General features: G+C 51.9%; 19 protein-coding genes. 12 read left to right on the forward strand and 7 right to left on the reverse strand.

Features of this window, described 5'->3' with window-relative positions; all coding sequences use genetic code 11:
- Positions 1-130: 130 nt before the first annotated feature.
- From F608_RS0104045 to F608_RS0104055, 3 genes are all read right to left on the reverse strand, one after another.
- On the reverse strand, positions 131-418 hold the full coding sequence (locus tag F608_RS0104045; RefSeq protein WP_022664336.1) for a type II toxin-antitoxin system RelE/ParE family toxin: 288 nt from the start codon (positions 416-418) through the stop codon (positions 131-133).
- A gap of 142 nt (positions 419-560) precedes the next feature.
- Positions 561-1778 carry a radical SAM family heme chaperone HemW gene (hemW, locus tag F608_RS0104050; protein ID WP_022664337.1) on the reverse strand — a complete coding sequence of 406 codons (1218 nt, stop codon included), beginning with the start codon at positions 1776-1778 and terminating at the stop codon, positions 561-563.
- Positions 1771-2931, reverse strand: coding sequence for a radical SAM protein (locus F608_RS0104055; protein WP_022664338.1), 1161 nt, complete (start codon positions 2929-2931; stop codon positions 1771-1773). Before F608_RS0104055 ends, hemW begins: the two co-directional genes overlap by 8 nt.
- Positions 2932-3089: 158 nt before the next feature.
- On the opposite strand from F608_RS0104055, the gene F608_RS0104060 reads away from it, so the two are divergent.
- Positions 3090-4364 (forward strand): L-cysteine desulfidase family protein, encoded by a 1275-nt coding sequence (locus F608_RS0104060; RefSeq protein ID WP_022664339.1) that lies wholly within the window; start codon positions 3090-3092, stop codon positions 4362-4364.
- 203 nt (positions 4365-4567) lie between these two features.
- Here F608_RS0104060 and F608_RS30655 read toward each other — a convergent pair whose 3' ends face one another.
- The 3 genes from F608_RS30655 to F608_RS30660 are packed head-to-tail and all read right to left on the reverse strand — an operon-like array spanning position 4568 to position 7025.
- The gene (locus F608_RS30655) at positions 4568-5353 is read right to left on the reverse strand and encodes a creatininase family protein (protein WP_022664340.1); all 786 of its coding nucleotides are present in this window, start codon (positions 5351-5353) and stop codon (positions 4568-4570) included.
- A 31-nt stretch (positions 5354-5384) separates the two neighbouring features.
- On the reverse strand, positions 5385-6746 hold the full coding sequence (gene accC / locus F608_RS0104075) for an acetyl-CoA carboxylase biotin carboxylase subunit (protein ID WP_022664341.1): 1362 nt from the start codon (positions 6744-6746) through the stop codon (positions 5385-5387).
- 27 nt (positions 6747-6773) lie between these two features.
- Positions 6774-7025, reverse strand: a complete 252-nt coding sequence (locus F608_RS30660; RefSeq protein WP_022664342.1) for an acetyl-CoA carboxylase biotin carboxyl carrier protein — start codon at positions 7023-7025, stop codon at positions 6774-6776.
- A 161-nt stretch (positions 7026-7186) separates the two neighbouring features.
- On the opposite strand from F608_RS30660, the gene F608_RS0104085 reads away from it, so the two are divergent.
- The 7 genes from F608_RS0104085 to F608_RS30675 all read left to right on the forward strand — a co-directional run bounded on the left by F608_RS0104085 (position 7187) and on the right by F608_RS30675 (position 13340).
- Complete coding sequence (locus F608_RS0104085) at positions 7187-7864, forward strand: GntR family transcriptional regulator (RefSeq protein ID WP_022664344.1); 678 nt, start codon at positions 7187-7189, stop codon at positions 7862-7864.
- Between the two features lie 33 nt (positions 7865-7897).
- Positions 7898-8887 carry a TRAP transporter substrate-binding protein gene (locus F608_RS30665; protein ID WP_022664345.1) on the forward strand — a complete coding sequence of 330 codons (990 nt, stop codon included), beginning with the start codon at positions 7898-7900 and terminating at the stop codon, positions 8885-8887.
- Between the two features lie 195 nt (positions 8888-9082).
- On the forward strand, positions 9083-9586 hold the full coding sequence (locus tag F608_RS34385) for a TRAP transporter small permease subunit (RefSeq protein WP_022664346.1): 504 nt from the start codon (positions 9083-9085) through the stop codon (positions 9584-9586).
- Entirely contained in the window at positions 9586-10896 is a 1311-nt protein-coding gene (locus F608_RS0104100; protein ID WP_022664347.1) for a TRAP transporter large permease, read from the forward strand. Before F608_RS34385 ends, F608_RS0104100 begins: the two co-directional genes overlap by 1 nt.
- A 13-nt stretch (positions 10897-10909) precedes the next feature.
- Positions 10910-11677, forward strand: coding sequence for a LamB/YcsF family protein (locus F608_RS0104105; RefSeq protein WP_022664348.1), 768 nt, complete (start codon positions 10910-10912; stop codon positions 11675-11677).
- A gap of 2 nt (positions 11678-11679) precedes the next feature.
- Positions 11680-12402: a 5-oxoprolinase subunit PxpB gene (pxpB, locus tag F608_RS0104110; RefSeq protein ID WP_161626814.1), complete on the forward strand. Its 723-nt coding sequence runs from the start codon at positions 11680-11682 to the stop codon at positions 12400-12402.
- Complete coding sequence (locus tag F608_RS30675) at positions 12399-13340, forward strand: 5-oxoprolinase subunit C family protein (RefSeq protein WP_022664350.1); 942 nt, start codon at positions 12399-12401, stop codon at positions 13338-13340. Before pxpB ends, F608_RS30675 begins: the two co-directional genes overlap by 4 nt.
- Before the next feature lie 6 nt (positions 13341-13346).
- Here the strand turns inward: F608_RS30675 and F608_RS0104120 are convergent, their stop codons facing one another.
- Positions 13347-14186, reverse strand: a complete 840-nt coding sequence (locus F608_RS0104120) for a glycerophosphodiester phosphodiesterase (RefSeq protein ID WP_022664351.1) — start codon at positions 14184-14186, stop codon at positions 13347-13349.
- A gap of 318 nt (positions 14187-14504) precedes the next feature.
- Here F608_RS0104120 and F608_RS34390 point away from each other — a divergent pair, with 318 nt between their 5' ends.
- The 4 genes from F608_RS34390 (at position 14505) to kdsB (ending at position 22524) form a co-directional block, all read left to right on the forward strand.
- Positions 14505-19253 (forward strand): PAS domain S-box protein, encoded by a 4749-nt coding sequence (locus tag F608_RS34390; RefSeq protein ID WP_022664353.1) that lies wholly within the window; start codon positions 14505-14507, stop codon positions 19251-19253.
- Between the two features lie 243 nt (positions 19254-19496).
- Positions 19497-20681 carry a DegT/DnrJ/EryC1/StrS family aminotransferase gene (locus F608_RS0104135; protein ID WP_022664354.1) on the forward strand — a complete coding sequence of 395 codons (1185 nt, stop codon included), beginning with the start codon at positions 19497-19499 and terminating at the stop codon, positions 20679-20681.
- A 31-nt stretch (positions 20682-20712) separates the two neighbouring features.
- Positions 20713-21780, forward strand: coding sequence for an iron-containing alcohol dehydrogenase family protein (locus tag F608_RS0104140; protein ID WP_022664355.1), 1068 nt, complete (start codon positions 20713-20715; stop codon positions 21778-21780).
- 9 nt (positions 21781-21789) lie between these two features.
- Positions 21790-22524 carry a 3-deoxy-manno-octulosonate cytidylyltransferase gene (kdsB, locus tag F608_RS0104145; RefSeq protein WP_022664356.1) on the forward strand — a complete coding sequence of 245 codons (735 nt, stop codon included), beginning with the start codon at positions 21790-21792 and terminating at the stop codon, positions 22522-22524.
- Position 22525 lies beyond the last annotated feature (1 nt).

Genomic DNA, 22525 nt, shown 5'->3' on the forward strand with positions numbered 1-22525 from the left:
CCCCGCCTCAAGACGGCCTGCTTAAGGAGAACACCAATTTTAAACTGCTCCTAGCCTTTCTCATAATTTTGAGCAAATTTCGGACTCTTTGTTTTTCTTTTCTCTATATATCTATCAAGGTCATCCATAGCTACCTCCTGCTCAGATATTCTTTTTTTCTTTGTTCCGCCAGTTTAATCTCTTTCTTTGGGGTCTTTTGACTTTTCTTTTGAAAAGAATTCGTCAAAATGATTAATTCCTGCCCCTGCATAAAACCAAGAAGACGGAAAATATTCTTTCCTATACTCACTCGTACTTCCCAGATATCATCTGTATTGACCAATTTCTTGAAATATTTGGCGGATATATTTTGAGTTTCACGTACCAATTTCAAAACCCAGGTAATTTTAGCAACTTGAGTATCAGAGAGAGAATCCAAGTGGTCTTCAACAGGTCACTTCCCTGGAATGGTCTTGTAAAATGATATTGACCTCGTGAATTCAAAGCATACAAATATGTGAACTTTGTCAAGATTTTAGAAGATCTCGATTCAGGAAGGAAATGGGCTTCCTCGATACCGGTCACAGAATCCTGTCGGCAAAGGTTTCGACAATACTGTCCAGGCGTGTCCAGCCGTCCCGGGTCAGCCTAAAGTGGAGGTTGCCGAATTTTTCCCCGGAAGGTTTTTGATCTGTAAACTTCCCCAAGCCCTGGTCTTCTAACCGGGGGATTATTTTTTCAAATTTTGTGCAAAAATCCTCTTTAAAATCCCGGTTAAAGCAGGGGATATCAATGCCTTCCCGGGTTCTTAAGCCCAGCATGATCCGCTCCAGCTTCTGCTGCGCAGGGGTCAGGATTTCCCGGTCCTCCAGGGGCAGGAGGCAGGCTTCCACCATCCGGATATAGGTATTTACCTCGGAAACGTTCCATGATCTTTGGGGATCCCCGTGATCCGGCCGTTCAAAGGAATGGGCGGACGGGCCCAGCCCCTGGTAGTCCGTCATGTTCCAATAATTGGAGTTATGCCTGGACCGGTTTCCAGGTCCCCGGGAAAAATTGGAGATCTCATAGTGGATATAGCCCTTCTGTTCAAGGAGTTCCGAAGTCTTGAGAAAAAGCCGGGCCCTGGCTTCCGGGCTGCAAGGAGTAAATTGTTTTTTTTCCGCCAGGCTGTACAGGGGGGTGCCGGGTTCAATGGTCAACATATAACAGGACAAGTGGGCCGGATCAAACCGGACCGCGGTTTCAAGGTCTTTTTCCCAGTCAGCCGGACTCTCCCCGGGAAGTCCGTAGATCAGGTCCAGGCCCATGTTTTCAAATCCGGCTTTTCGGGCCTGTTCAATTGCTTTCAAACTATCTTCCACGGTGTGAATCCGGGTCAGGAACTCAAGTTTTCCCCCATCAAAGGACTGGGCCCCCATGGAGAGGCGGTTGATGCCAAGACGCCTGAGATCGGCCAGATAAGAGGCATCCAGGGTGCCGGGATTGACCTCAAAGGTGATCTCAACTCCATCCCGGACCTGGTAGGCGGCATGAACGGTCTCAAGAATGGACTCCACGGCCCGGACAGGAAGAAGCGAAGGGGTCCCTCCTCCGAAATAGAGGGTGGAGATCTCCAAGGATTTTTCCGGATCAGAGCCCTCTTTTCCTGAGATCCCGGTCCTGAGCCGGATCTCCCCGGCCAAGGCCTTGACCAGGGCCGGGATCAGGTCCTGGTCTTCAATGGAATAAAAATCGCAGTACCCGCACTTTCTGATGCAGAAGGGAACATGGATATAAAGGGAACCCGTCTCAGACAAAGCGTTTCATCAGTTCATCAATCACCAGATCCACATTGTCCGGCGTCACCCCGTAATGGCGGCAGGCCATTTTCACCTGGTCCATGTGGGGGCTTCCCTCCATATCTTCAGGCCCCCGGAAGAATCCCATGCGCCGCCCCACCTGGTAAAGGGCCTGTTCTTCTGGGTCCAAATCGAAAAACCGGTCAATGACCCGGATCATCTTGTCCTTGTCCTCGGGCAACCTACCCTCAATGGTCTCAAACAGGTTCAGGATATGGTCGCTTTTGATGTAGGAATCAATGCCGTTGAGGCTTTCCAGAAACACGCGGATCTCCTTGGCCATCATCACATCCGTGGGTTTTTCAAATATTCCCCGGCGGGCTTCTTCGGCCAGTTTTGTGCCGTTGGTCACGGCCAGGGTCCGAAGACGGATAAAATCCGGGTTGATGCTGTTCAGGGCCGAGGCGGTTTCAAGGGCATGTTCAATGGAAAGCTCGATTCCGCCCAGACCCGGCATGACATACTCGGAAAGCTCCATGCCGGCCCTTTTCACCTTTAGCCCGGCCTTGATATGGGTCTGCTTGTCCACCCCCTTGTTGACCCGCTTCAGCACCCTGTCGGATCCCGATTCCATGCCCACATGGATGCGGTTGAGCCCGGCCCGTGCCATGAGCTCAAGGTTCTCATCCTTTATCCTTACAATGGTGTGACTCCTGGCATAGGAGGTGATCCGGCCGGCCGTTGGAAAGCAGTTGCGGATATGTTCCAGGATATAAATCAGATCCGTAGGCTTGAGGATCAGGGAGTTGGCGTCCTGGAGAAAGATGGATTTCATGCCCGATGCATACCAGTTCATGGCCGCGTTAAACGCCACCCTGTCCTTGGTTTCAAAGCTGTTGAACAGGTCGGAAATCCCGTTGTGGTCCGGGAGTTGCCCGGGCTTAAATTTTTGGGAGATCCCCTGGATATAGGTATGGATCAGATCAATGTCCATGATGATATGCTCAACCGGCCGTAAAGAAAACTTCTTATTGGTATAGACCCGGCAGAAGGAACACCGGTTCCAGGGGCAGTTCCGGGTCAGACGGAGCAGCAGGCTGTAGGCCTCGCTGGGAGGGCGGATCGGCCCCTGCTCAAAGCCCCTGTATTCCTCTTTTTTCTTTTTATCCATGGATGCTTTTCCTATTGGGTTTTATTTTCTTGCCTATTTCATTATATAGGCACGCCAGGAGGGAAAGTCAATTCCCGAGAAAATCCAGGGATCTTTTATTGTTTTCCATGGAAAAACAGGCTAAAATTCTGGAACTTAGAGGATACAGGAGAGTGAGAATGGACGATGAATCATATAAAAACTATCTTGATATTTTAAAGGAAGAACTGGTACCGGCCATGGGCTGTACCGAGCCCATTGCCATCGCCTATGCTGCGGCAAAGGCCAGGGATGTCCTGGGCCGGGAACCGGACCGGGTCCGGATCGAAGCCAGCGACAATATCATTAAAAATGTAAAGAGCGTGGTGGTGCCCAATACCGGGAATTTCAGGGGCATAGAGGCTGCGGCCGCGGCCGGGATCGTTGCCGGGGATGCGACCCAGGTCCTTGAGGTGATTTCATCTGTGGATGAGGAGGGCCGCAGGGGAATCAAGACCTTTCTGGAAAACAGGGAGATAAAGGTCTGTAAAACCCGGAGTGATCTGATCTTTGATCTGGTGGTCACCCTTTTCAGCGGGGAGTCAGAAGCCTCGGTCCGGATCTCCCACTTTCATACCCATATCGTTTTGATCACCAAAGACGGAGAGATCCTGTACCAGAACCGGGACTGCGACGAAATCGAGAAATCCGGGCTCATGGACCGTTCCTTTATGAATGTCATGGATATTCTGGAATTTGCCGAGGCGGTAGACCTTTCCCGGGTAAAGGATCTCCTGGACCGTCAGATTGAGTACAATACAAGGATCGCGGAGGAGGGGCTCAAGGGAAACTGGGGGGCCAATATCGGCTCGATTCTGCTGGAGACCTGGGGAAATGACATCAAGATCCGGGCAAAGGCCATGGCTGCGGCAGGATCCGACGCCCGGATGAGCGGGTGCGAACTGCCCGTGGTCATCGTCTCCGGAAGCGGGAACCAGGGAATCACGGCCTCGGTTCCGGTCATTGAATATGCCAAAGAGCTTGGAGCTGAAAGGGAAACCCTTCTCCGGGCCCTGGTGGTATCCAACCTTACGACCATCCACCAGAAAACAGGAATCGGAAGGCTGTCCGCCTATTGCGGGGCGGTCTGCGCCGGAGTCGGTGCCGGGGCCGGCATTACCTGGCTCCACGGAGGGAGGTTCAGGGAAGTGGCCCATACCATTGTCAATGCCCTGGCCACGGTCTCGGGCATCATCTGCGACGGAGCCAAGCCCTCCTGTGCAGCCAAGATCGCCTCATCCGTCGACGCGGGCATCCTGGGATTTCACATGTTTCAAAAGGGGTATCAGTTTTACGGCGGGGACGGCATCGTAAAAAAAGGGGTGGAGAACACCATTGCCAACATCGGCCGGCTGGGCCGGGACGGGATGCGGGAGACGGACAAAGAGATCATCCGCATGATGCTGGGAGAATGACTTTTTCCTGGCACCCCCTATTGAAATAGACTGAGTTGGAAAATACCATTGGATGGATAACCTTTGAACAGCAGATCGGAGAACAGACATGAAAAACATGATCAGTTTTATTGTTATTGCCTTGATGATGGGTGTTGTTGCAATCGTAATCGGTGAATTGTTCTTCAGATAGATTTATCCCTGATCTTCCGGGAAAAATTTGTTCAGTTCCCTTTGGCCTGCAGATCCCGGATCACCTCCACCAGGCGGGTGACCAGGTGGTTGTGGTAAATTTTACCCCCTTTTTCAGAGGCTTTTGTGGGCTCTCCTGCGGTTCCGCCGGAGGATTCGGCAAGGGCCTTCATCTCATCGGGGCTGGAGGGAACATAACAGAGGGTGTCCCCCTCAAAGGAGGGATCCACGCTGTATAGGTTCACGGCCCTGTGGGGATGATCCACGGCCCGGTCAATTTTAACCAGATCCGGATGACAGTGCATCATCTGGGAGGTTTCGATCTCCTCGGCATGGCCCACGCTGCCCCATCCCATGGACGCGGTCAGACTCTTGGACATATAGGCGGGATCAAAGATCACGGGATGGACGCCAAGTTCCCGCTTGGCCCTTTCCGCTGCGATCTGGAGCCAGGTGATGTTGACGATCCTATGTCCGTTGATCAGGACAAAATTTTCAAATCCGTGCCGGGACAGGGAGGATATGATGTCAAAGCAAAGCTCGGCCAGAAGTTCCGGACGGACGGTAATGGTCCCGGGCAGGACCATGTGATGGGGGCTCCAGCCGAACCACAGGGGCGGGGCCACGGGCACCCGGGCCTTTTTTGCCGCATCTTCGGCAACGGCGGCCGCCACCATGGTATCCGTGCCCAGGGGCAGGTGATACCCGTGCTGTTCCGTGCTTCCCACGGGAATGAGAATGGTTTTGCCGCTTTGTTCAATGATCTGCCCGGCCTCTTCCCAGGTCATGTCCTGGAGCCAAACGCTGCTCTCACTCATGGATGAATCCTCCTCATCTGCTTTTCCGGCTTTACCCGCTTTTCCCTCTTTCTTCCATATATCTTTCTATAAAATGGGTATCCATATCCCCGTTTCGGAAGGCCCGGGTTTGAAACACCTTCCTGAAAAAGGGGATGGTGGTGGCGATCCCTTTGATCTCAAATTCGTCCAGGGCCCGCTGCATGCGCCGGACTGCAGCATCCCGGCTTTCCCCGTGGACGATGAGCTTGCCGATCAGAGAATCGTAATAGGGGCCGACCATATACCGGTCATGGATATGGGTATCCATGCGGACCCCCGGCCCCCCCGGAAAGATCACGGATTCGATCTCCCCGGGAGAGGGCATGAAATCGTCCTCGGTGTCCGAGGCGTTGATCCGGCATTCCATGGACCAGCCCCGGGGCCTCATATCTTCCTGGCGGATTCCCAGTTTCTCTCCCCGGGCAATGCGGATCTGCTGCTCCACGATGTCCAGGCCCGTGATCATCTCGGTGACGGGATGCTCCACCTGGATCCTTGCATTGACCTCCATGAAGTAGAAGTTCCTGTCCTTATCCACCAGAAACTCCATGGTCCCGGCATTGACGTAGTCCATGGCCCGGGCGATTTTTATGGCGGTCTCCCCGAGAAGGCTCCGCAGATTCTCATCCACAAAAGGGGACGGGGCCTCTTCGATGAGCTTCTGATACCGCATCTGGATGCTACATTCCCGCTCGTTGAGATGGACATAGTTGCCGAATTGATCCCCCAGGATCTGAATCTCGATGTGCCTGGGCTTTTCCATGTACTTTTCAAGGTAGATGGCGGGATTACCGAAAGCGGCCCCGGCTTCCCCCGAGGCCATGTCAAAGGCCTTCACCAGCTCGTCCCGGTCCCGGGCAATTCTCATTCCCCGGCCGCCGCCACCGCCCGAAGCCTTTAAAATAACGGGAAATCCCGTCTTCTCTGCCGCCTCACAGGCCGCTTCAGATGAGGAGAGCACATCTTTGGATCCGGGAATCACGGGGATACCGGAGTCCATCAGAATCTGCCGGGCAGAGGACTTATCCCCGGCCTTTTCTATGGTCCGGGCCGGGGGACCGATGAAAATCAGACCCTTTTCTTCACAGGCCCGGGCAAATCCGGCGTTCTCCGATAAAAATCCGTATCCGGGATGGACGGCGTCGGCCTTGGCCCGGATTGCTGCCTCCAGGATATTTTCCATATTCAGATAGCTTTTATAGCTCAGGGCTGGCCCGATGTGAACGGCCTCATCTGCAGACCTGACGTGGAGACTTTCCCTGTCGACATCTGAATAGACCGCAATGGTGTGAATTCCCATTTCCTTGCAGGTACGGATCACCCTCAGGGCGATCTCCCCCCGGTTGGCGATCAGGATGCGCTTGATTTCCATTTTCCGGCTCCTCAATTTTAAATGGGATCAGCTTTTCTCGATGATCATGATGTCCTGGTTTTTCATCACAGGCTCCTCGTTTTCCACCAGGATCTGCTTAACGGTTCCGGAAACCTCGCTGCGCAGCTCGGTAAAAATCTTCATGGATTCGATCACACAGAGGACATCCGAATCTCTGATCTCCTGCCCCACTTCGGCCAGAGCCGGGCCGCCCGGGCTGGACGCCCGGTAAAAGGTTCCCATGACCGGCGATTTCAGCGTATATGTATTGTCACCCATCATTTTTCTCCTGCTTTTGTTTTGGGTTTTTGCTCCGGATATCCGGAGAAGAATAATTTTAAAATATACTTGACATATATTTTCGATCTATGTCAAGTATATTTTAAAAACGGAAAAGTTTTGGGCCTTCGTTTTTAAAATCACAAAAATGGAGTTTACCTTTGGTTAAATCGGCAACAAAAAAGCCCCTGGCAGTATCTGCCTATGAAAACATTGTCAAGAAGATCGTCAGCCTTGAGTATCAGCCCAGCCAGCATCTGGAGGAAACCCAGCTGGTGGAAGAGCTGAAGATCGGCCGGACCCCGGTCCGGGAGGCTCTGGTCAGGCTCCAGGGGGAAAAAATGGTGGAATCCCATCCCAACAAGGGGATGATCGTAAGACCCATCACCCTTCAGAATACCAAGGCCATGTTTGAGTCCATGATTATCATTGAGCAGGGCGTGGTGGATGTGGCCGTGAACAAGGACTGCTCCATCTATATAAAGGAGATGAGACTCTCCAACGAGGCGGCCAGGCAGGCAATTCTCTCCAACCGGGTATTCCGGCTGGTGGAGGCCAACCATGAGTTCCACATGAATTTTGCCGCATGCTCCAGAAATGAGTTTTTGATCCGGGCCGTGAACGACGTGAGAAACGAGGCCAAGCGTCTCTCTTACCTATCCTACGGCAACACCATCGACCCGGACCGTCCCTTGAAAATCCACTATGATTCGGTTGTGACCGAACATGACCAGATCATCCAAAGCCTGGAAGAAAAAAACAGTTCCCGGCTCAAGAAGCTGCTCCACAAGCATATTGAAACCTTCAGACAGAGGATCATCCTGTTCATGACCTCATGAGGGTTTACAACCCTAGAACAAAGGAGAAAAGAAATGAAAAAACTATTGATCGTTGTCACCGGCCTGATGTTTGCTTTGACGGCCTTTTCCACCTCATGGGCAAAGACCAAATGGGACCTGCACCTAAACTACCCTGCCGGGAATTTTCATTCCAAGGGGGCACAGGTCTTTGCAGACCGTGTGGCCAAAGCCACCAAAGGGGAACTGACCATTGTCCTTCATCCCGGTTCTTCCCTGGGATTCAAGGGACCTGAGCTGCTCAAGGCCGTGGCTGAGGGACAGCTGGCCATTGCTGAAATTCCCACTGGAATGGTGGAAGGGGATGCCCCGGTCCTGGCCCTGACCGCCCAGCCATTTATCTCCACCAATGCCTTTGAACAGCGCCTGCTCTATCAGCTGGCCAAGCCGGTCTATGCCAAACAGCTCAAAAAATTCAGGCAGATGACCCTTTATACCTCGGTCTGGCCCTTTTCCGGCATCTATACCCAGCGGGCCATCAAATCCGAATCTGATTTGGCCGGTCTCAAGATGAGAGTGTATGACGGTACAGGCCTGGCATTTGGCAAGGCCACGGGCATTGCGGCCCGGAAAATGCCCTTTTCCGAAGTGTATCCGGCCATGAAAGCGGGCTTACTGGATTCCATGTACACCTCCTCGGTATCCGGGGTGGACGCCAAAGCCTGGGAAGTCCTCAAGTACTTTACCCCCATCAATATCGTTGGGCCGGTGAACATGATCAACGTGAACATGGAAGCCTGGGACAAACTGGACAAGAAAACCCAGGGAATCGTTCTTGAGATCGCCGCACAGATGGAAGATGAGATGTGGAACCTGGCCGGGGACATGGACCGCAAGAGCCGGGCCACCCTCACGGAAAACGGGATGATCATTGATCCGGTTTCCAAGGAATTCCGGGCCCAGCTCAATGCCGTGGGCGAAAAGCTTAGGGCCGAGTGGGCAAAGAAAGCAGGCCAGGATGCCCAGGGGATTTTGAAGCAGTATTACACCATCACCGGCCGGTAAGGGGATTTGAACGGGAACTCACCCATCTACGGCGTTGCCGCAGGATTTTAAGGTCCTCACGTACAGCAGTACGCTCCGCCTTAAAATCCTTTGCGCCTTGTATCTGGGAAAGTTCCCGCCCAAATCCGGAAACCACGTTCACCCTATTTTAAACTTTTTTCTCTTAGACTTTTTGTTTGCCCTGGGATTATGTCAATGAACAAAATCGTAAAACTATCCGATACCCTGAGCGAGATCATGGCCGATATTTCCGCGGTCATCCTGGGTCTCATGACCCTGCTCATCCTGGTGGAGATCTTCATCTGGAACGCCTTTGAAAAAACAACCCTCATTGCCGACGAGTACAGTGCCTACGGTCTGGCTGCCATCATCTTCCTGGGGGCAGGCTTCTGCCTCAAAGAAAAGGGGCATATCAGGATCACACTGATTCTGGGGTTTCTGCCCGGAAAGATTGCCCGGATCATCACCTTTGCCGCCACCCTGGTGACCACGGCTTTCATGGGATATCTATGGGTTTATCTGTTTTTCATGGTCCGATCCTCCATCCGGTACGAATCCACCTCCGGCACCCTGACAAATACTCCTCTATGGATTCCCCAGGCTGTTATGCTGGTGGGCGCGGCCTGCTTTTTCATCCAGCTTGCCGCCACATGCATCCAGACATTCTCGGCCATTAAAACCGAAGAGGAGGTGGTCTAGTGGAAACCGAATTGCTGATCATGTCCGTCGTGGTTTTCGGGTCTCTTTTTCTAACCCTGGCTGCGGGGATCTGGGTGGGATTTTCCCTGTTCATCGTGGGATTCATCGGGATGACCTTTTTCTCATCCCTGCCCGCCGGGAACAACATGGCCTCCTCGGTATGGGCCATCATTGAAAAATGGGAGTACGTGGCCCTGCCCCTGTTCATCCTCATGGGAGAGATCCTATACCGGTCCGGGATATCGGAACGGTTGTTCAAGGCCCTGGTGCCCTGGCTCTACCGCCTGCCCGGCGGTCTTCTGCTCATGAACATTGTCTCCTGCACCCTGTTTGCCGCTGTATCCGGTTCCAGCGCCGCCACCACGGCCACGGTGGGCCGGATCACCCTGGCCGAATTCGACAAGCTGGGATATGACAGGAGTCTGTCCATGGGATCCCTGGCCGGGGCCGGGACCCTGGGCTTTCTCATCCCCCCTTCCCTGATCATGATTGTATATGCAATCCTGGCCGAAGTATCCATCGGCAAAATGTTCATGGCAGGCGTTCTACCGGGGCTTTTGCTGTCCGGGGTATACTCCGTCTATATCATTTTCCGGGGAATCCAGAACCCGGACATCGCCCCCCGGACCCAGGACACCTATTCCTGGAGAGACCGGATCCTGGGACTCAAGGATCTTGCTCCTACCCTGGCCCTCATCCTCATGGTTCTGGGCTCCATCTACGGAGGATATGCCACGCCCACGGAAGCGGCTGCCCTTGGGGTCTTCGGGGCTTTGGTCTTTGCCGTGCTCAACCGCCACATGACCTGGAAGATCTTTTTTCAATGCCTGAAAGGAGCGGTCAAAACCAATGCCATGATCATGATCATCGTTGTGGGAGCGGGATTTCTGTCCCGGGCCATGGGATTTTTAGGCATCCCGGCGGCCATTACCCAGGCCATCACGGGCATGGAACTGTCCCCCTATATGCTCATGCTCCTCCTGGGCCTGGTCTATATTGTCCTGGGCTGTCTTCTGGACGGGTTCTCCATCGTGGTCATGACCCTGCCCATTGCCCTTCCCATGGTCACGGCAGCCGGGTTTGATCCCATATGGTTCGGGATCTATCTGATTCTCATGGTGGAGGTCAGCCAGATCACCCCGCCCGTGGGATTCAATTTATTCGTGATCCAGGGACTCACCGGAGAGCCCATCATGAAGATCGCCCGCCACGCCCTGCCCTTTTTCTTTCTCATGCTGCTGACCACAACCATTTTAACCCTTTTTCCCAAAATCGCCCTGATCCTGCCGGAACTCATGGCAGCCAAGTAAAAAGGAGGAATCCATGAAAAAAATCGATTTAAACTGTGATATGGGGGAAAGCTTCGGCGCTTATAAAATAGGCATGGACCAAGAGGTCATGGAATTTATCTCATCGGCCAATATCGCCTGCGGATTCCATGCCGGGGATCCCCTGGTCATGGACAGAACCGTGAAGGCCGCCGTTAAAAACCATGTGGGTATCGGGGCCCATCCCGGATACCCGGACCTCATGGGATTCGGCCGGAGAAGCATGGCCTTAAGCCCGGAAGAAATCCGCCATTACCTGGTCTATCAGATCGGGGCCCTGGCCGGCTTCTGCAAGACAAACAACACCCGGCTCCAGCATGTCAAACCCCACGGGGCCCTTTACCTGGATGCCGTCGAAGACAAGGATGTGGCCCGGGCCGTGGCCGAGGCCATAATCGGTCTGGATCCCGGTCTGATCTTCGTGGCCCTTGCCGGACAAAAAGGGGAAACCATGCGGCAGATGGGCCGGGATCTGGGGCTGAAAGTGGCCTTTGAGGCCTTCCCGGACCGGGCCTATACCCCGGAAGGGACCCTGGTGTCCAGAAAAGAACCCGGGGCCGTGATCTCGGATCCGGAGCTTGTGGCCCAACGGGCCCTGGACATGGCCGCAGGCTTTGTCACGGCCGTGGACGGAACCCGCATCGACCTGGATGCCCAGACCCTGTGCGTCCACGGGGACAACAGGGCCGCCCTGGACCTGGTCCGGACCATTAAACTCAAGCTGGAAGACAACGGCTTCAATGTGATGCCCATGGGGGAATGAGAATGGATTTGAGCGAGAAAACCGGTCCCTATGACAGCCCGGTGTTCAGAATTGCCGGGGACCGGGGTTTTATCATTGAGTTGGGACAGGGCATTGACCCCAAGGTCAATATCCGGGTCAGGGCCATGGCCCGGTTCCTTGAAAAAGAAAGCCCGGAAGGTGTCCGGGAGATCATCCCCACCTACCGGTCCATCCTGGTCAACCATGATCCCGTAAAGATCCGGCCTGAACAACTCAGGGCCCTTGTGAAAGGATTTGACCCCGGCCGCTCCCCCGTGGATGAAGGATCCAGGAAAATAGTTGAAATTCCGGTCTGCTACGGTGGTGACCTGGGGCCGGATATGGAGAATGTGAGATTCTCTTCCGGTCTTTCCGAGGATGAGGTGATCCGGCTGCACACCGGCACCGAATACCTGATCTATATGGTGGGGTTTACCCCGGGATTTCCCTTTCTGGGAGGTCTGGACAAAAAACTGGCCACCCCCAGGCTCAAAACCCCGAGGATGAGCGTTCCCAGGGGCTCCGTGGGCATTGCCAACAACCAGACCGGCATCTATCCCATTGCCTCTCCCGGGGGATGGCAGATCATCGGCCGGACCCCCCTGAGACTTTTTGCCCCGGAAAGAAAAAATCCCTTTTTGTACCGGGCCGGGGACTGGATAAAGTTTGTTCCCGTTTCCCGGCAGGCGTTTGATCATCTGGAAAAGGCGGAGGAAAATTCATGAGTTCCATAAAAATTCTGGCCCCGGGCGGATACACCACGGTCCAGGACAGGGGCAGATTCGGATTTCAGCACATGGGAGTCCCCATGTCCGGGGCCCTGGATCAGTCGGCCTTTACCCTGGCCAATCTCCTGGTGGGCAATCCGGAAGATGCAGGAGTCCTGGAGCTGACGGTCATGGGCCCCTCCCTTGAAATCATGAAAGAAATGGACATGGCCCTTACCGGGGCAGATATGGGAATCCGGATCAATGACGAGCCAAAGAAAGGATGGCGGTCCATCCGGGTTTTTCCCGGAGACATAGTCACCATCGGCCAGGTCATTTCCGGTTGCCGGTCCTACCTGGCCTTTTCCGGAGGAATATCCGTTCCCCGGATCATGGGAAGCCTTTCCACCTATACGGGGGGACAATTGGGCGGATTCCAGGGCCGCCCCCTGAAAAAGGACGATGTTCTCCATACCGGAAATTTCCTTTTGACAACAAAACAGAGGAAGATCCCGGCCCGGTTGATCCCCGACTACCCCTCCCAGATCACGGCCAGGGTCATTCCCGGCCCCCAGGACGAATACTTTGACCAGGGCCTTGCGACTCTTTTTCGGGATCCTTACATGGTCACGGCCAAGGCAGACCGCATGGGATACCGGCTCCAGGGGGAAGCCATTCCCATAAAAGCCTCCATGCCGAAGAGTATAGTTTCCGAGCCCTCCATGCCGGGTTCCATCCAGATCCCGGCCGATGAACAGCCCATTATCCTCCTGGTGGAGCAGACCGTGGGGGGATATGCCAAAATCGCCACACTGGTTTCCACGGACATTTCAAGGGTGGCCCAGGCCACGCCCGGGGATTTCATCGGATTTGAAAAAATCGATCTTGCCACGGCCCACAGCCTGGTCATGGAAGAGATGAAAAAAATGGCAGTCCTAAAGGAGATGCTGGGCTGACCCTCGTCAGGATTCCGTATCCTTTTGTATTCGGGAACGATAACGGACCGCTCTTTCAGGATTATCTGAGATGATAAGATCTGCGCCGATGCGTATCGCCTTTTTAAAATCTTTTTCAGTATCAACGGTCCAGCAGTTTATCCGTCTTCCGGATAGTTCTGCATACTTTTCCCAAAGCGCCCGTCTATTTTCATTGACCAGCTTTATTTCCGGATGCAGGGTATCCGCACCCGCCAGGAGGGCTTTCATTCCCGATCGATTGATATACCCGTTTATCTTGTATTTAAAACTGCCTTTTTCCTTTAATTCCGTCACCCGATCTTCCATCCGGAACAGGTAAGCGGTCTCGATCCCGGGACAATACCGCCTGGCCGTAAGAAGTGTATTCATATCAAAAGAGGATATGACAACCTGATGACCGATTCCAAACCGGCGGATGCTCTTACCGGCCTGTTTCGCCGTACGGCACAAAAATCTGTCACTGGATTTGATTTCAACATTGAATACCGCCTCGGGATACCCTTTGATAAGTTGGCACACCTCATCAAAGGCGGGAATCTCTATTCCTTTTTCAAGGCCGCAGGCACGGATCATGTCCAGATCCCGCTCCCAGGGGAAAAACCCGAAGGTTTTATTGGCAAACCAACGGTTGATCACGACCAGGCTCCCGTCTGAGGCGGTTTCAACATCGATCTCTATTCCGTCGGCTCCCACATCGAACGCCTTCTGAAATGCCGGGAGGGTATTTTCAAAGACATCGCCTTTGCGACAACCCCGATGCCCCAATATCAGGATGCCTTTATCCTTTTTCAGGCTCCCGATAAAATCTGTTTTTGATGATCTCATATTTTGCTTTTAAAAAAGACAATTTCCAATATTTTATTGTGGCAGCCTAACCCTTTGACTTTAAATTTAACCAAATACCCTGCCAAAAGATCGGCCGGCCGATCTTTTTCCCAAATCATATTTGGGAACCGATGGTACCATAAGTATTCATTTTTAATACCATTTAAAAAATTTTGCTAAACTCAAATTTTTCATGTACCGTACTTTTAATTGTTTTACATTCAATTTGAATCCATGATCAATGGCCGATTTCTTTTGATATGAAATTGTAAAGCATTTTACAGTGAACGCTTTTATAGACTCTCCCGGAGCCCCATCATGAAGTACAGACTGGAAGAACTGATCAATATAAAACAATTACAGGACATACAGGACAGACTGAATGAACTCTACGCATTTCCCTCGTCCATCATTGATAATGACGGTAAAATTCTTACCGCCACGGCCTGGCAGGACATCTGCGCAGAATTTCACCGGAAGAACATCGCCAGTAGAGAAATCTGCATAAAAAGCGATCAATATATCAAAGAGCATATAAATGAGGCTAACCCGGCCCTAACCTATCATTGCCCCCATGGGCTGGTGGAAAATGCAATCCCTATTATCATCGAGGATATTCACTACGGTAATTTCTTTACCGGTCAGTTTTTTCTTGAAAAACCGGATCTGGCTTTCTTCAAGGAACAGGCAAGGAAATACGGGTTTAATGAAGATGCCTATATTAAAGCGGTAAAGCAGGTACCGATCTGGTCCCGGGAAAAACTGGAAAACTATCTTTTTTTTATCAAAGGTCTCATTAAAATTATTGCCGAGAGCGGTCTGAAAAAACTCAAGGAGATCGAGAACCGGAAAAATATAGAAAGGCGTGAAGAACAGCACCGGTCCATTCTTGAAACGGCAATGGACGGATTCTGGCTGACCGACGTCAATGGGCGACTTCTCGAAGTGAATGATTCCTATTGTTCCATGAGCGGCTATACAACAGATGAACTCCTATCCATGTCCATCCATGATCTGGAGGCGGATAAAAGCCACCGGTTCATGCCTGAGCGCCTGAAAAAGGCTGGAATGGAGGCGGATCGCTTTGAATCCAGACACCGGCGTAAGGATGGTACGGTATATGATATCGAAATCAGTGTGCAATACCGGCCTGGACAAGGCGGGCGATATATTTTTTTCCTGAGGGATATTTCAGAGCGGAAGCTGGCAGAAGCGTCTCTGAAGGAGAGTGAAAAAAGATACCGCCAAATCGCAGGTCAAATTCCTGGCATGCTTTATCAGTTTGTGATGCATAAAGACGGCACATACTCCGTCCCCTTTGTCAGTGAGAAAGTAAGGGAATTTTCAGGTTACCGGCCGGAGCAGATTAAGAAAGAGCCCCTATTGTTGTTCAAGCCGATTCATCCGGATGATTTAAATCATGTTCAAGAGGAGATAAACAATTCCGCAGAGACCCTGACAGAATTCAATGTCGAGCATCGGTTGATTCCCCCAAACGGGGAATTGAAATGGTTCCGGGTAAGCTCTACTCCCCATCGTCTGTCAAATGGGGATATCCTCTGGAATGGGATTTCAATGGATATCACCCGGCAGAAAAAGGCCGAAGAAGAGACCCAAACCAGGGAGGCCGTATTAAACAGTATACACAGCAGCGCTCCTGTGGGGATAGGGCTATTGGACCCGGACGGAACCTTTCACTGGCCAAACAAAAAATTATCGGAAATAACCGGTTACAGCCTAAAGGAACTGGAAGGCCTTCCAACCCGTGAACTTTACTTAACAGAGAAAGAGTACAATCGCGTTTTTGAGAAAAAAAAGAAAAATCTGGCGTCAAGGGGATATAGTTCCATTGAGACGATTTGGAAACAAAAAAAGGGAACCCCTGTAAATGTTGTACTGAACTCGAAATTCAAAGACCCCACGGATCCCAAACAGGGCATAATCGGAACCGCCCTGGACATAACAGATCAAAAAACAGCTGAAAAGAAATTACAGTCCCAGGCTGAAACCCTGGATATTATCTTTAACAGTGCTCCGAATATTATGATGCTGGTGGATGAAAACGGAAACACGGCAAGGATAAACCAGAAAGGGATTCGGTTCTCGGGACGGGATGAAAAAGAGTTGATCGGTCTTCTGGGGGGTGAAGTGATCAACTGCGTGAACGCCTTTAAAGGGGAAGGGTGTGGCCGCACCACCGAATGTTTGGATTGTCCGATAAGAACAAAGGTCGAAGCGACAATGGAAACAGGAGAGTCCCACACTGATGAAGAAGGCCGAATGACATTTTTTCAAGGCGGGAAAAAGAGATCCCTTGCTCTCCTCATCTCCACCAAGCGATTAGAATCGGACGGCATCCGGCAGGTGCTTGTTTCCATAACAGACGTTACCAAATTGAAACAGGCGGAAAAGGCCCTGCTCAAAACCCGGGAACAATATATTCTGGCGGTCAAAGGTTCCCAGGACGGCATCTGGGACTGGGATCTGCGGGATAATACTTTGTTTTTGTCTGCCAGATGGAAGCAGATCATCGGATACCGGGATCATGAACTTTCCAATACGGTTTCCAGCCTTGAAGACCGCCTTCACCCTGAGGACAAACCAAAGTTTATGGATTATGTGGACCAATATTTAAATGGACACAACCCTGTTTTTGCCATTGAGTTCCGGTTAAGACATAAGGACGGCAGCTATCGCTGGATATCCTCAAGGGGAGAGGCGTTGCGGGATGAAAAAAACCGGCCCTACCGTATGGCCGGATCCCACAGGGATATAACCGAACAAAAACAGAAGGAACAATACTATCGGATGATCTCGGAGATGCTCGATATCGCTCCGAATTCAATAACGATCCATGACTTTGGGGGCCGGTTTCTCTATGCCAACCAGAAGACCTTTGAGATTCACGGTTATGAGCCCCACGAATTCATGGCCGTAAATCTCCACGATCTGAATGCACCTGAAAGTGAAGCCCTGATTCAGGAGCGGATGATGATCATAGAGGATACAGGGGAAACCTCCTTTACCTCAACTCATTTCCGGAAGGACGGCACCCCGATCCCCATGGAGGTTTTTGTCAAAAAAGTCGCTTGGGAGAACAAACCGGCCCTATTGAGTGTTGCAACGGATATTACCGAACGTTTGAATGCCGATAAGGAGCTCAAAGAATCCCAGAGCAACCTGACCTCATTAATTGAAAACACGGATGACATCATGGTCTCCCGGGATAAAAACGGCCGGGCACTGGTTTATAATCAGGCCTTTGCCCGGGTCGTAAAACGAATTTTTAAGGTGGATCCAACACCTGGAATCCGGACACTGGATTACCTGCCCAAAGATCAAAAAGCACATTGGGAAGAAGTCCTTTTACAAGTGCTGTCCGGTGTCAGCCTCCAGGAGGAGTTCTGCTGGGAGATCGACGGCGAACAACACATTTACGAGACATCCCACAACCCGATGAAAGTCGGGGATCAAGTCATCGGAACAGTGGAGTTCACGCGGGATATCACCCGCCGCAAGCTGGCTGAAAAAAAATTCCAGGATATGGCGAAACGACTGGATCTGGCTACCCGGGGAACCGGTCTTGGCATCTGGGACTGGGATATAAAAGCCAGGAAGCTGACCTGGGATGAACGGATGTATCAGCTCTATGGGGTTAAAAAAGAGACCTTTTCAAATGCCTATGAAGTATGGCGGAATGGACTGCACCCGGAAGATCGAGAAGAAAATGACAGGATAACTGAGGCGGCAGGGCGTGGAGAAAGAGAATATGATACCGAATTTCGCATCATCTGGCCGGATGGCACGATCCGCTTTATCAGGGCATTGGGGCGGGTGATATGGGATTCAAAGGGGCAGCCCGCAAGAATGATCGGCATTAATTATGATATCACGGAAAAAAAGGAAATGGAGGCCCGGGTTCAACAATCCCAAAAAATGGAGGCCATAGGAAATCTTGCCGGCGGCATTGCCCATGACTTTAACAATATTCTGTTTCCCATCATCGGCATGTCTGAGATGTTATTGGAAGACTTTGCCCCGGAAACTATGGAACATGAAAACGCCCGGGAAATTTTCAAGGCAGGGAAAAGAGGCTCTGATCTGGTCAAACAGATTCTTGCCTTCAGCCGTCAGTCAGAGCACAAGATGATCCCGGTTCGAGTTCAGCAGATTTTAAGGGAAGTATTAAAGCTCACCCGGGCAACGATTCCCTCTGATATCGAAATCCATCAGGATATCCAATCCGATTGCGGCCTGATAATGGCAGATCCGACACAGATCCATCAGGTCGCGATGAATATCATCACCAATGCTTTCCACGCGGTTGAATCAAAAGGGGGAGCGATCTTCATAAAACTGAAAGAAACCGGAATGGACGGTAATGATTTACCCCAAAATTCTCATGAACCGGGTCGATATGCCAGATTATCGATTTCCGACACCGGTATGGGAATCCCCCCGGAAATTATCGGTAAAATTTTTGAACCTTACTTTACAACAAAGGAAAAAGGAAAGGGAACCGGGCTTGGTTTGGCAGTCGCCTACGGCATTGTCAAAGAACATAAAGGATATATCCAGGTGGATACCAATCCAGCAAAAGGCACAAAATTTCAGATATTTTTTCCATTGATGAGCAGACCGGCTGACAAAACATCAAAAAAGGAGCCTGAAAAATATCCAAGGGGAAGTGAAAAGATTCTGCTGGTCGATGATGAATCCTCAATCGCAAACCTCGAAAAACAAATGCTTGAAAAAATGGGATATACAGTAACAACCCGCATCAGCAGTCTGGATGCGCTGGATGCATTTAAGGCCAAGCCGGATGCCTATGATCTTGTCTTAACCGACATGAACATGCCGAACATGACGGGAGAGCAGCTTGCCAGGGAATTGAAAACCATCCGACATGACATTCCCGTCATCATCTGCACCGGTTTCAGTGAGAGAATCGATAAAGCAAAAGCAAAATCCATAGGGATAAACGGTTTTTTAATGAAACCTGTGGTTAAAACGAAGATGGCCAAAATGGTCAGAATAACATTGGATGAAGCCAAAACGGATTCCTAGAAAAGCATATCGGGATATAGGGTTGACCCGGTGCCTGGGAATACGGTTTAAACCCCACAGGAGACATAGATTCCGGTTTGATGTATCCCGGACACGAATTGCCGCCCAGGGGATAAAAGGGTCTGATTTTTTCCTTTTATTCCAATTGATTCTCAACCGCTTCAACCTTTCCTTGAAACTTTTACCAAAGGTGTGATATTTATACCCACTTTATTCTTTAACACCCCGAAAAAAGGAGCTTCCATGCCCGGTTTTGAAATATTTGGCGATGAGGAAAGAAAAGAGGTCAACGAGGTTCTTGAAACCGGCGTTCTTTTCAGATACGGATTTGAAGGGGCCAGAAAGGGGCGGTTCAAGGCCCTGGAGTTTGAAAAAAAACTGGCGGACATCACCGGAACCGGTTTTGCCCATCTTTGTTCTTCGGGCACGGCTGCCCTGTGCACGGCCCTGGCCGCCTGCGGCATCGGGGCCGGGGACGAGGTCATCATCCCCGGCTTCACCTTTGTGGCCACCTTCGAGGCCGTAATCCAGGCCGGGGCTGTCCCCGTATTCGGTGAAATCGACGAGACCCTCTGTCTGAACCCGGACCGGCTGGAGGATGTGGTAAGTTCCAGGACCCGGGCCGTGGTTCCGGTCCACATGTGCGGGTCCATGGCCAGAATCGATGAGATCAAGGACTTCTGCGATAAAAAAGAGCTCATCCTCCTGGAAGATGCCTGCCAGTCCCTGGGCGCCACGTACAAGGGCAAAGCCCTGGGCTCCTTTGGCCTGGCCGGATGTTTCTCCTTTGATGCGGTCAAGACCGTGACCTGCGGAGAAGGGGGCGGGATCATCACCTCGGACCCAAAGGTTTACCAACGCTGCGACCAGTTTGCCGACCACGGCCACGATCATCTGGGGGGCCCGGACCGGGGGGCTGATGATCATCCCATCATGGGAACCAACTACAGGATATCGGAACTCAACGCTGCCGTGGGGTTGGCCCAGCTCAAGAAGCTGGATAAAATCGTCGAGATCCAGAGAAAAAACAAGCTGGCCATCCGGGATGCCATGGCAGACCTGCCCGGGGTATCTTTCCGCTATGTGCCGGATCCCTTTGGAGACTCGGCCACCTTTTTAAGCTTTATGCTTCCCGATGAGAAAACCGCAAGGCAGACCGCCAGGAACCTGGCGGAAAACGGAGCGCCCTGCCCCTATTGGTATGACAATAACTGGCATTATTACAAGAAATGGCACCATCTTCTGGAAATGAAACGCTCGGCCAAACTGGCCTTTGAACTGGCAAAAGACCTGCCCGACTATAAGAATCTCGTACTTGAAGAATCGGACGAGGTAATGAAACGGACCCTGTCCATGCAGATCATGCTCAACTGGACCGAGGCAGACATTGAACAGCGGATCCGGGCCGTTCAAAAATCAATATGTTAAAAACAACCGACTTTAGACGTAAAGGATAACCATGTTTAGAAATTTCAAACTCGTCCCCAATATTATCTTCGGACGGGGCTGTTTTGCCCAATTGGATGAAATCATCGAACCCCGGCGGGAAAATTCCAATGCATGGGCGGTTTTTGTGGTGGATGAGGTATTCAAAGGGAAAGACCTGGAAGGACGGATTCCCCTCCACGACAAGGATATGCTCCTCTGGGTCAACGTGGATGACGAACCCAAGACAGCCTATGTGGACCGGCTCACCCTGGAAGTAAAAGATCATGCAGACGCCCTGCCCTGCGCCGTCATCGGTATCGGCGGGGGCTCTTCCATGGACCTTGCCAAATCAATCTCCCTGATGCTGACCAATGAAGGTTCTTCCACTCTCTACCAGGGCTGGGACCTGATCCAAAACCCGGCGGTTTACCACGCTGCCGTGCCCACCCTTTCCGGAACCGGGGCAGAGGTGTCCAGAACCGCCGTGCTCACCGGGCCTGAAAAAAAACTGGGGCTCAACTCGGACTATACCGTATTTGACCAGGTGGTCCTGGACCCGGAACTGACCGCGGACGTACCCAAAGAGCAACATTTTTACACGGGCATGGACTGCTATATCCACTGCATTGAATCCCTCCAGGGCACCTATCTTAACGAATTTTCCAAGGCCTACGGGGAAAAATCCCTGGACCTGTGCCGACAGGTTTTTCTGGACCAGCATCCGGACTCGGCAGACAAGCTCATGATGGCCTCCTTTTTCGGAGGCATGTCCATTGCCTATTCCCAGGTGGGGGCCTGCCATGCGCTCTCATACGGCCTTTCCTTTGTCCTGGGCACCCACCACGGGGTGGGATGCTGCATCACCTTTGACGTGCTGGAAGAGTATTATCCGGAAGGGGTCAAAGAGTTTCGAACCATGATGGATAAATGCGGGGTGGATATCCCCAGGGGACTGACAAAGGACCTTTCCCAAGGGGACATCGAAACCATGATCACCGTGGCTTTAGGACTGGATCCCCTGTGGGAGAACTGCCTGGGCAAAGACTGGAAATCCGTCATGACAAGGGACAAGGCCAGATCTTTGTTCCTGAGGATGTAGGGCAAGACCATGACCATTGCCGTAATTCCATCCAGATACGGGTCCAGCCGGCTTGAGGGAAAGCCCCTGGCCATGATCGCCGGAAAACCCATGATCCAGAGGGTCTATGAAAGGGCCATGGCCTCCCGGGCCGTGACCCAGGCTGTTGTGGCCACGGACGACCAGAGGATCGTGGATGCGGTTGAATCCTTCGGCGGTAAAGCCCTGATGACCTCGGACACCTGCCGGTCCGGTACGGACCGGGTGGCGGAAACCGCAGACATTCTCGGCCTGGGACCCGAGGACGTCATCGTCAACATCCAGGGGGACCAGCCCGTGTTCAACCCGGCAACCATAGATGAACTGATCTCCCCGTTTCAGCTTGATCCGGGCCTTGCCATGTCCACCCTGGCCTTTGAGATCGTGGATAAAAGGGAAATCACAGATCCCAAGGATGTAAAGGTCGTTTTTGACAACCAGGGGTTTGCCCTTTACTTTTCCCGGGCCCAGATCCCCTTTCCCAGGGACGGCCAGGAAAATGTGACCTATTACAAGCACCTGGGCTTTTACGCCTATAAAAAGGCTTTCCTGGAAAAAATCGTGAGTTTACCCACGGGAAGGTGGGAAAATGTGGAAAAACTGGAGCAATTGCGGGTTCTTGAATTCGGATTTCAGATCAAGGTGGTGGTCACCCCGTTTGATTCCCCGGAAATCGACCTGCCTGAAGATATTCAACGGATTGAGGATAAACTTCTGAATTCCTGAC

The organism is Desulfospira joergensenii DSM 10085 (genome assembly GCF_000420085.1).
In the GTDB taxonomy this organism is placed as follows: domain Bacteria; phylum Desulfobacterota; class Desulfobacteria; order Desulfobacterales; family Desulfobacteraceae; genus Desulfospira; species Desulfospira joergensenii.

Excerpts from the sequence above, each read along its gene's own strand:
- F608_RS0104055 (WP_022664338.1), bottom strand. The coding sequence starts at position 2,931 with ATGGATAAAAAGAAAAAAGAGGAATACAGGGGCTTTGAGCAGGGGCCG.
- F608_RS0104060 (WP_022664339.1), top strand. The coding sequence starts at position 3,090 with ATGGACGATGAATCATATAAAAACTATCTTGATATTTTAAAGGAAGAA.
- F608_RS30655 (WP_022664340.1), bottom strand. The coding sequence starts at position 5,353 with ATGAGTGAGAGCAGCGTTTGGCTCCAGGACATGACCTGGGAAGAGGCC.
- accC (WP_022664341.1), bottom strand. The coding sequence starts at position 6,746 with ATGGAAATCAAGCGCATCCTGATCGCCAACCGGGGGGAGATCGCCCTG.
- F608_RS30660 (WP_022664342.1), bottom strand. The coding sequence starts at position 7,025 with ATGGGTGACAATACATATACGCTGAAATCGCCGGTCATGGGAACCTTT.
- F608_RS30665 (WP_022664345.1), top strand. The coding sequence starts at position 7,898 with ATGAAAAAACTATTGATCGTTGTCACCGGCCTGATGTTTGCTTTGACG.
- F608_RS34385 (WP_022664346.1), top strand. The coding sequence starts at position 9,083 with ATGAACAAAATCGTAAAACTATCCGATACCCTGAGCGAGATCATGGCC.
- F608_RS0104105 (WP_022664348.1), top strand. The coding sequence starts at position 10,910 with ATGAAAAAAATCGATTTAAACTGTGATATGGGGGAAAGCTTCGGCGCT.
- pxpB (WP_161626814.1), top strand. The coding sequence starts at position 11,680 with ATGGATTTGAGCGAGAAAACCGGTCCCTATGACAGCCCGGTGTTCAGA.
- F608_RS30675 (WP_022664350.1), top strand. The coding sequence starts at position 12,399 with ATGAGTTCCATAAAAATTCTGGCCCCGGGCGGATACACCACGGTCCAG.
- F608_RS0104120 (WP_022664351.1), bottom strand. The coding sequence starts at position 14,186 with ATGAGATCATCAAAAACAGATTTTATCGGGAGCCTGAAAAAGGATAAA.
- F608_RS34390 (WP_022664353.1), top strand. The coding sequence starts at position 14,505 with ATGAAGTACAGACTGGAAGAACTGATCAATATAAAACAATTACAGGAC.
- F608_RS0104135 (WP_022664354.1), top strand. The coding sequence starts at position 19,497 with ATGCCCGGTTTTGAAATATTTGGCGATGAGGAAAGAAAAGAGGTCAAC.
- F608_RS0104140 (WP_022664355.1), top strand. The coding sequence starts at position 20,713 with ATGTTTAGAAATTTCAAACTCGTCCCCAATATTATCTTCGGACGGGGC.
- kdsB (WP_022664356.1), top strand. The coding sequence starts at position 21,790 with ATGACCATTGCCGTAATTCCATCCAGATACGGGTCCAGCCGGCTTGAG.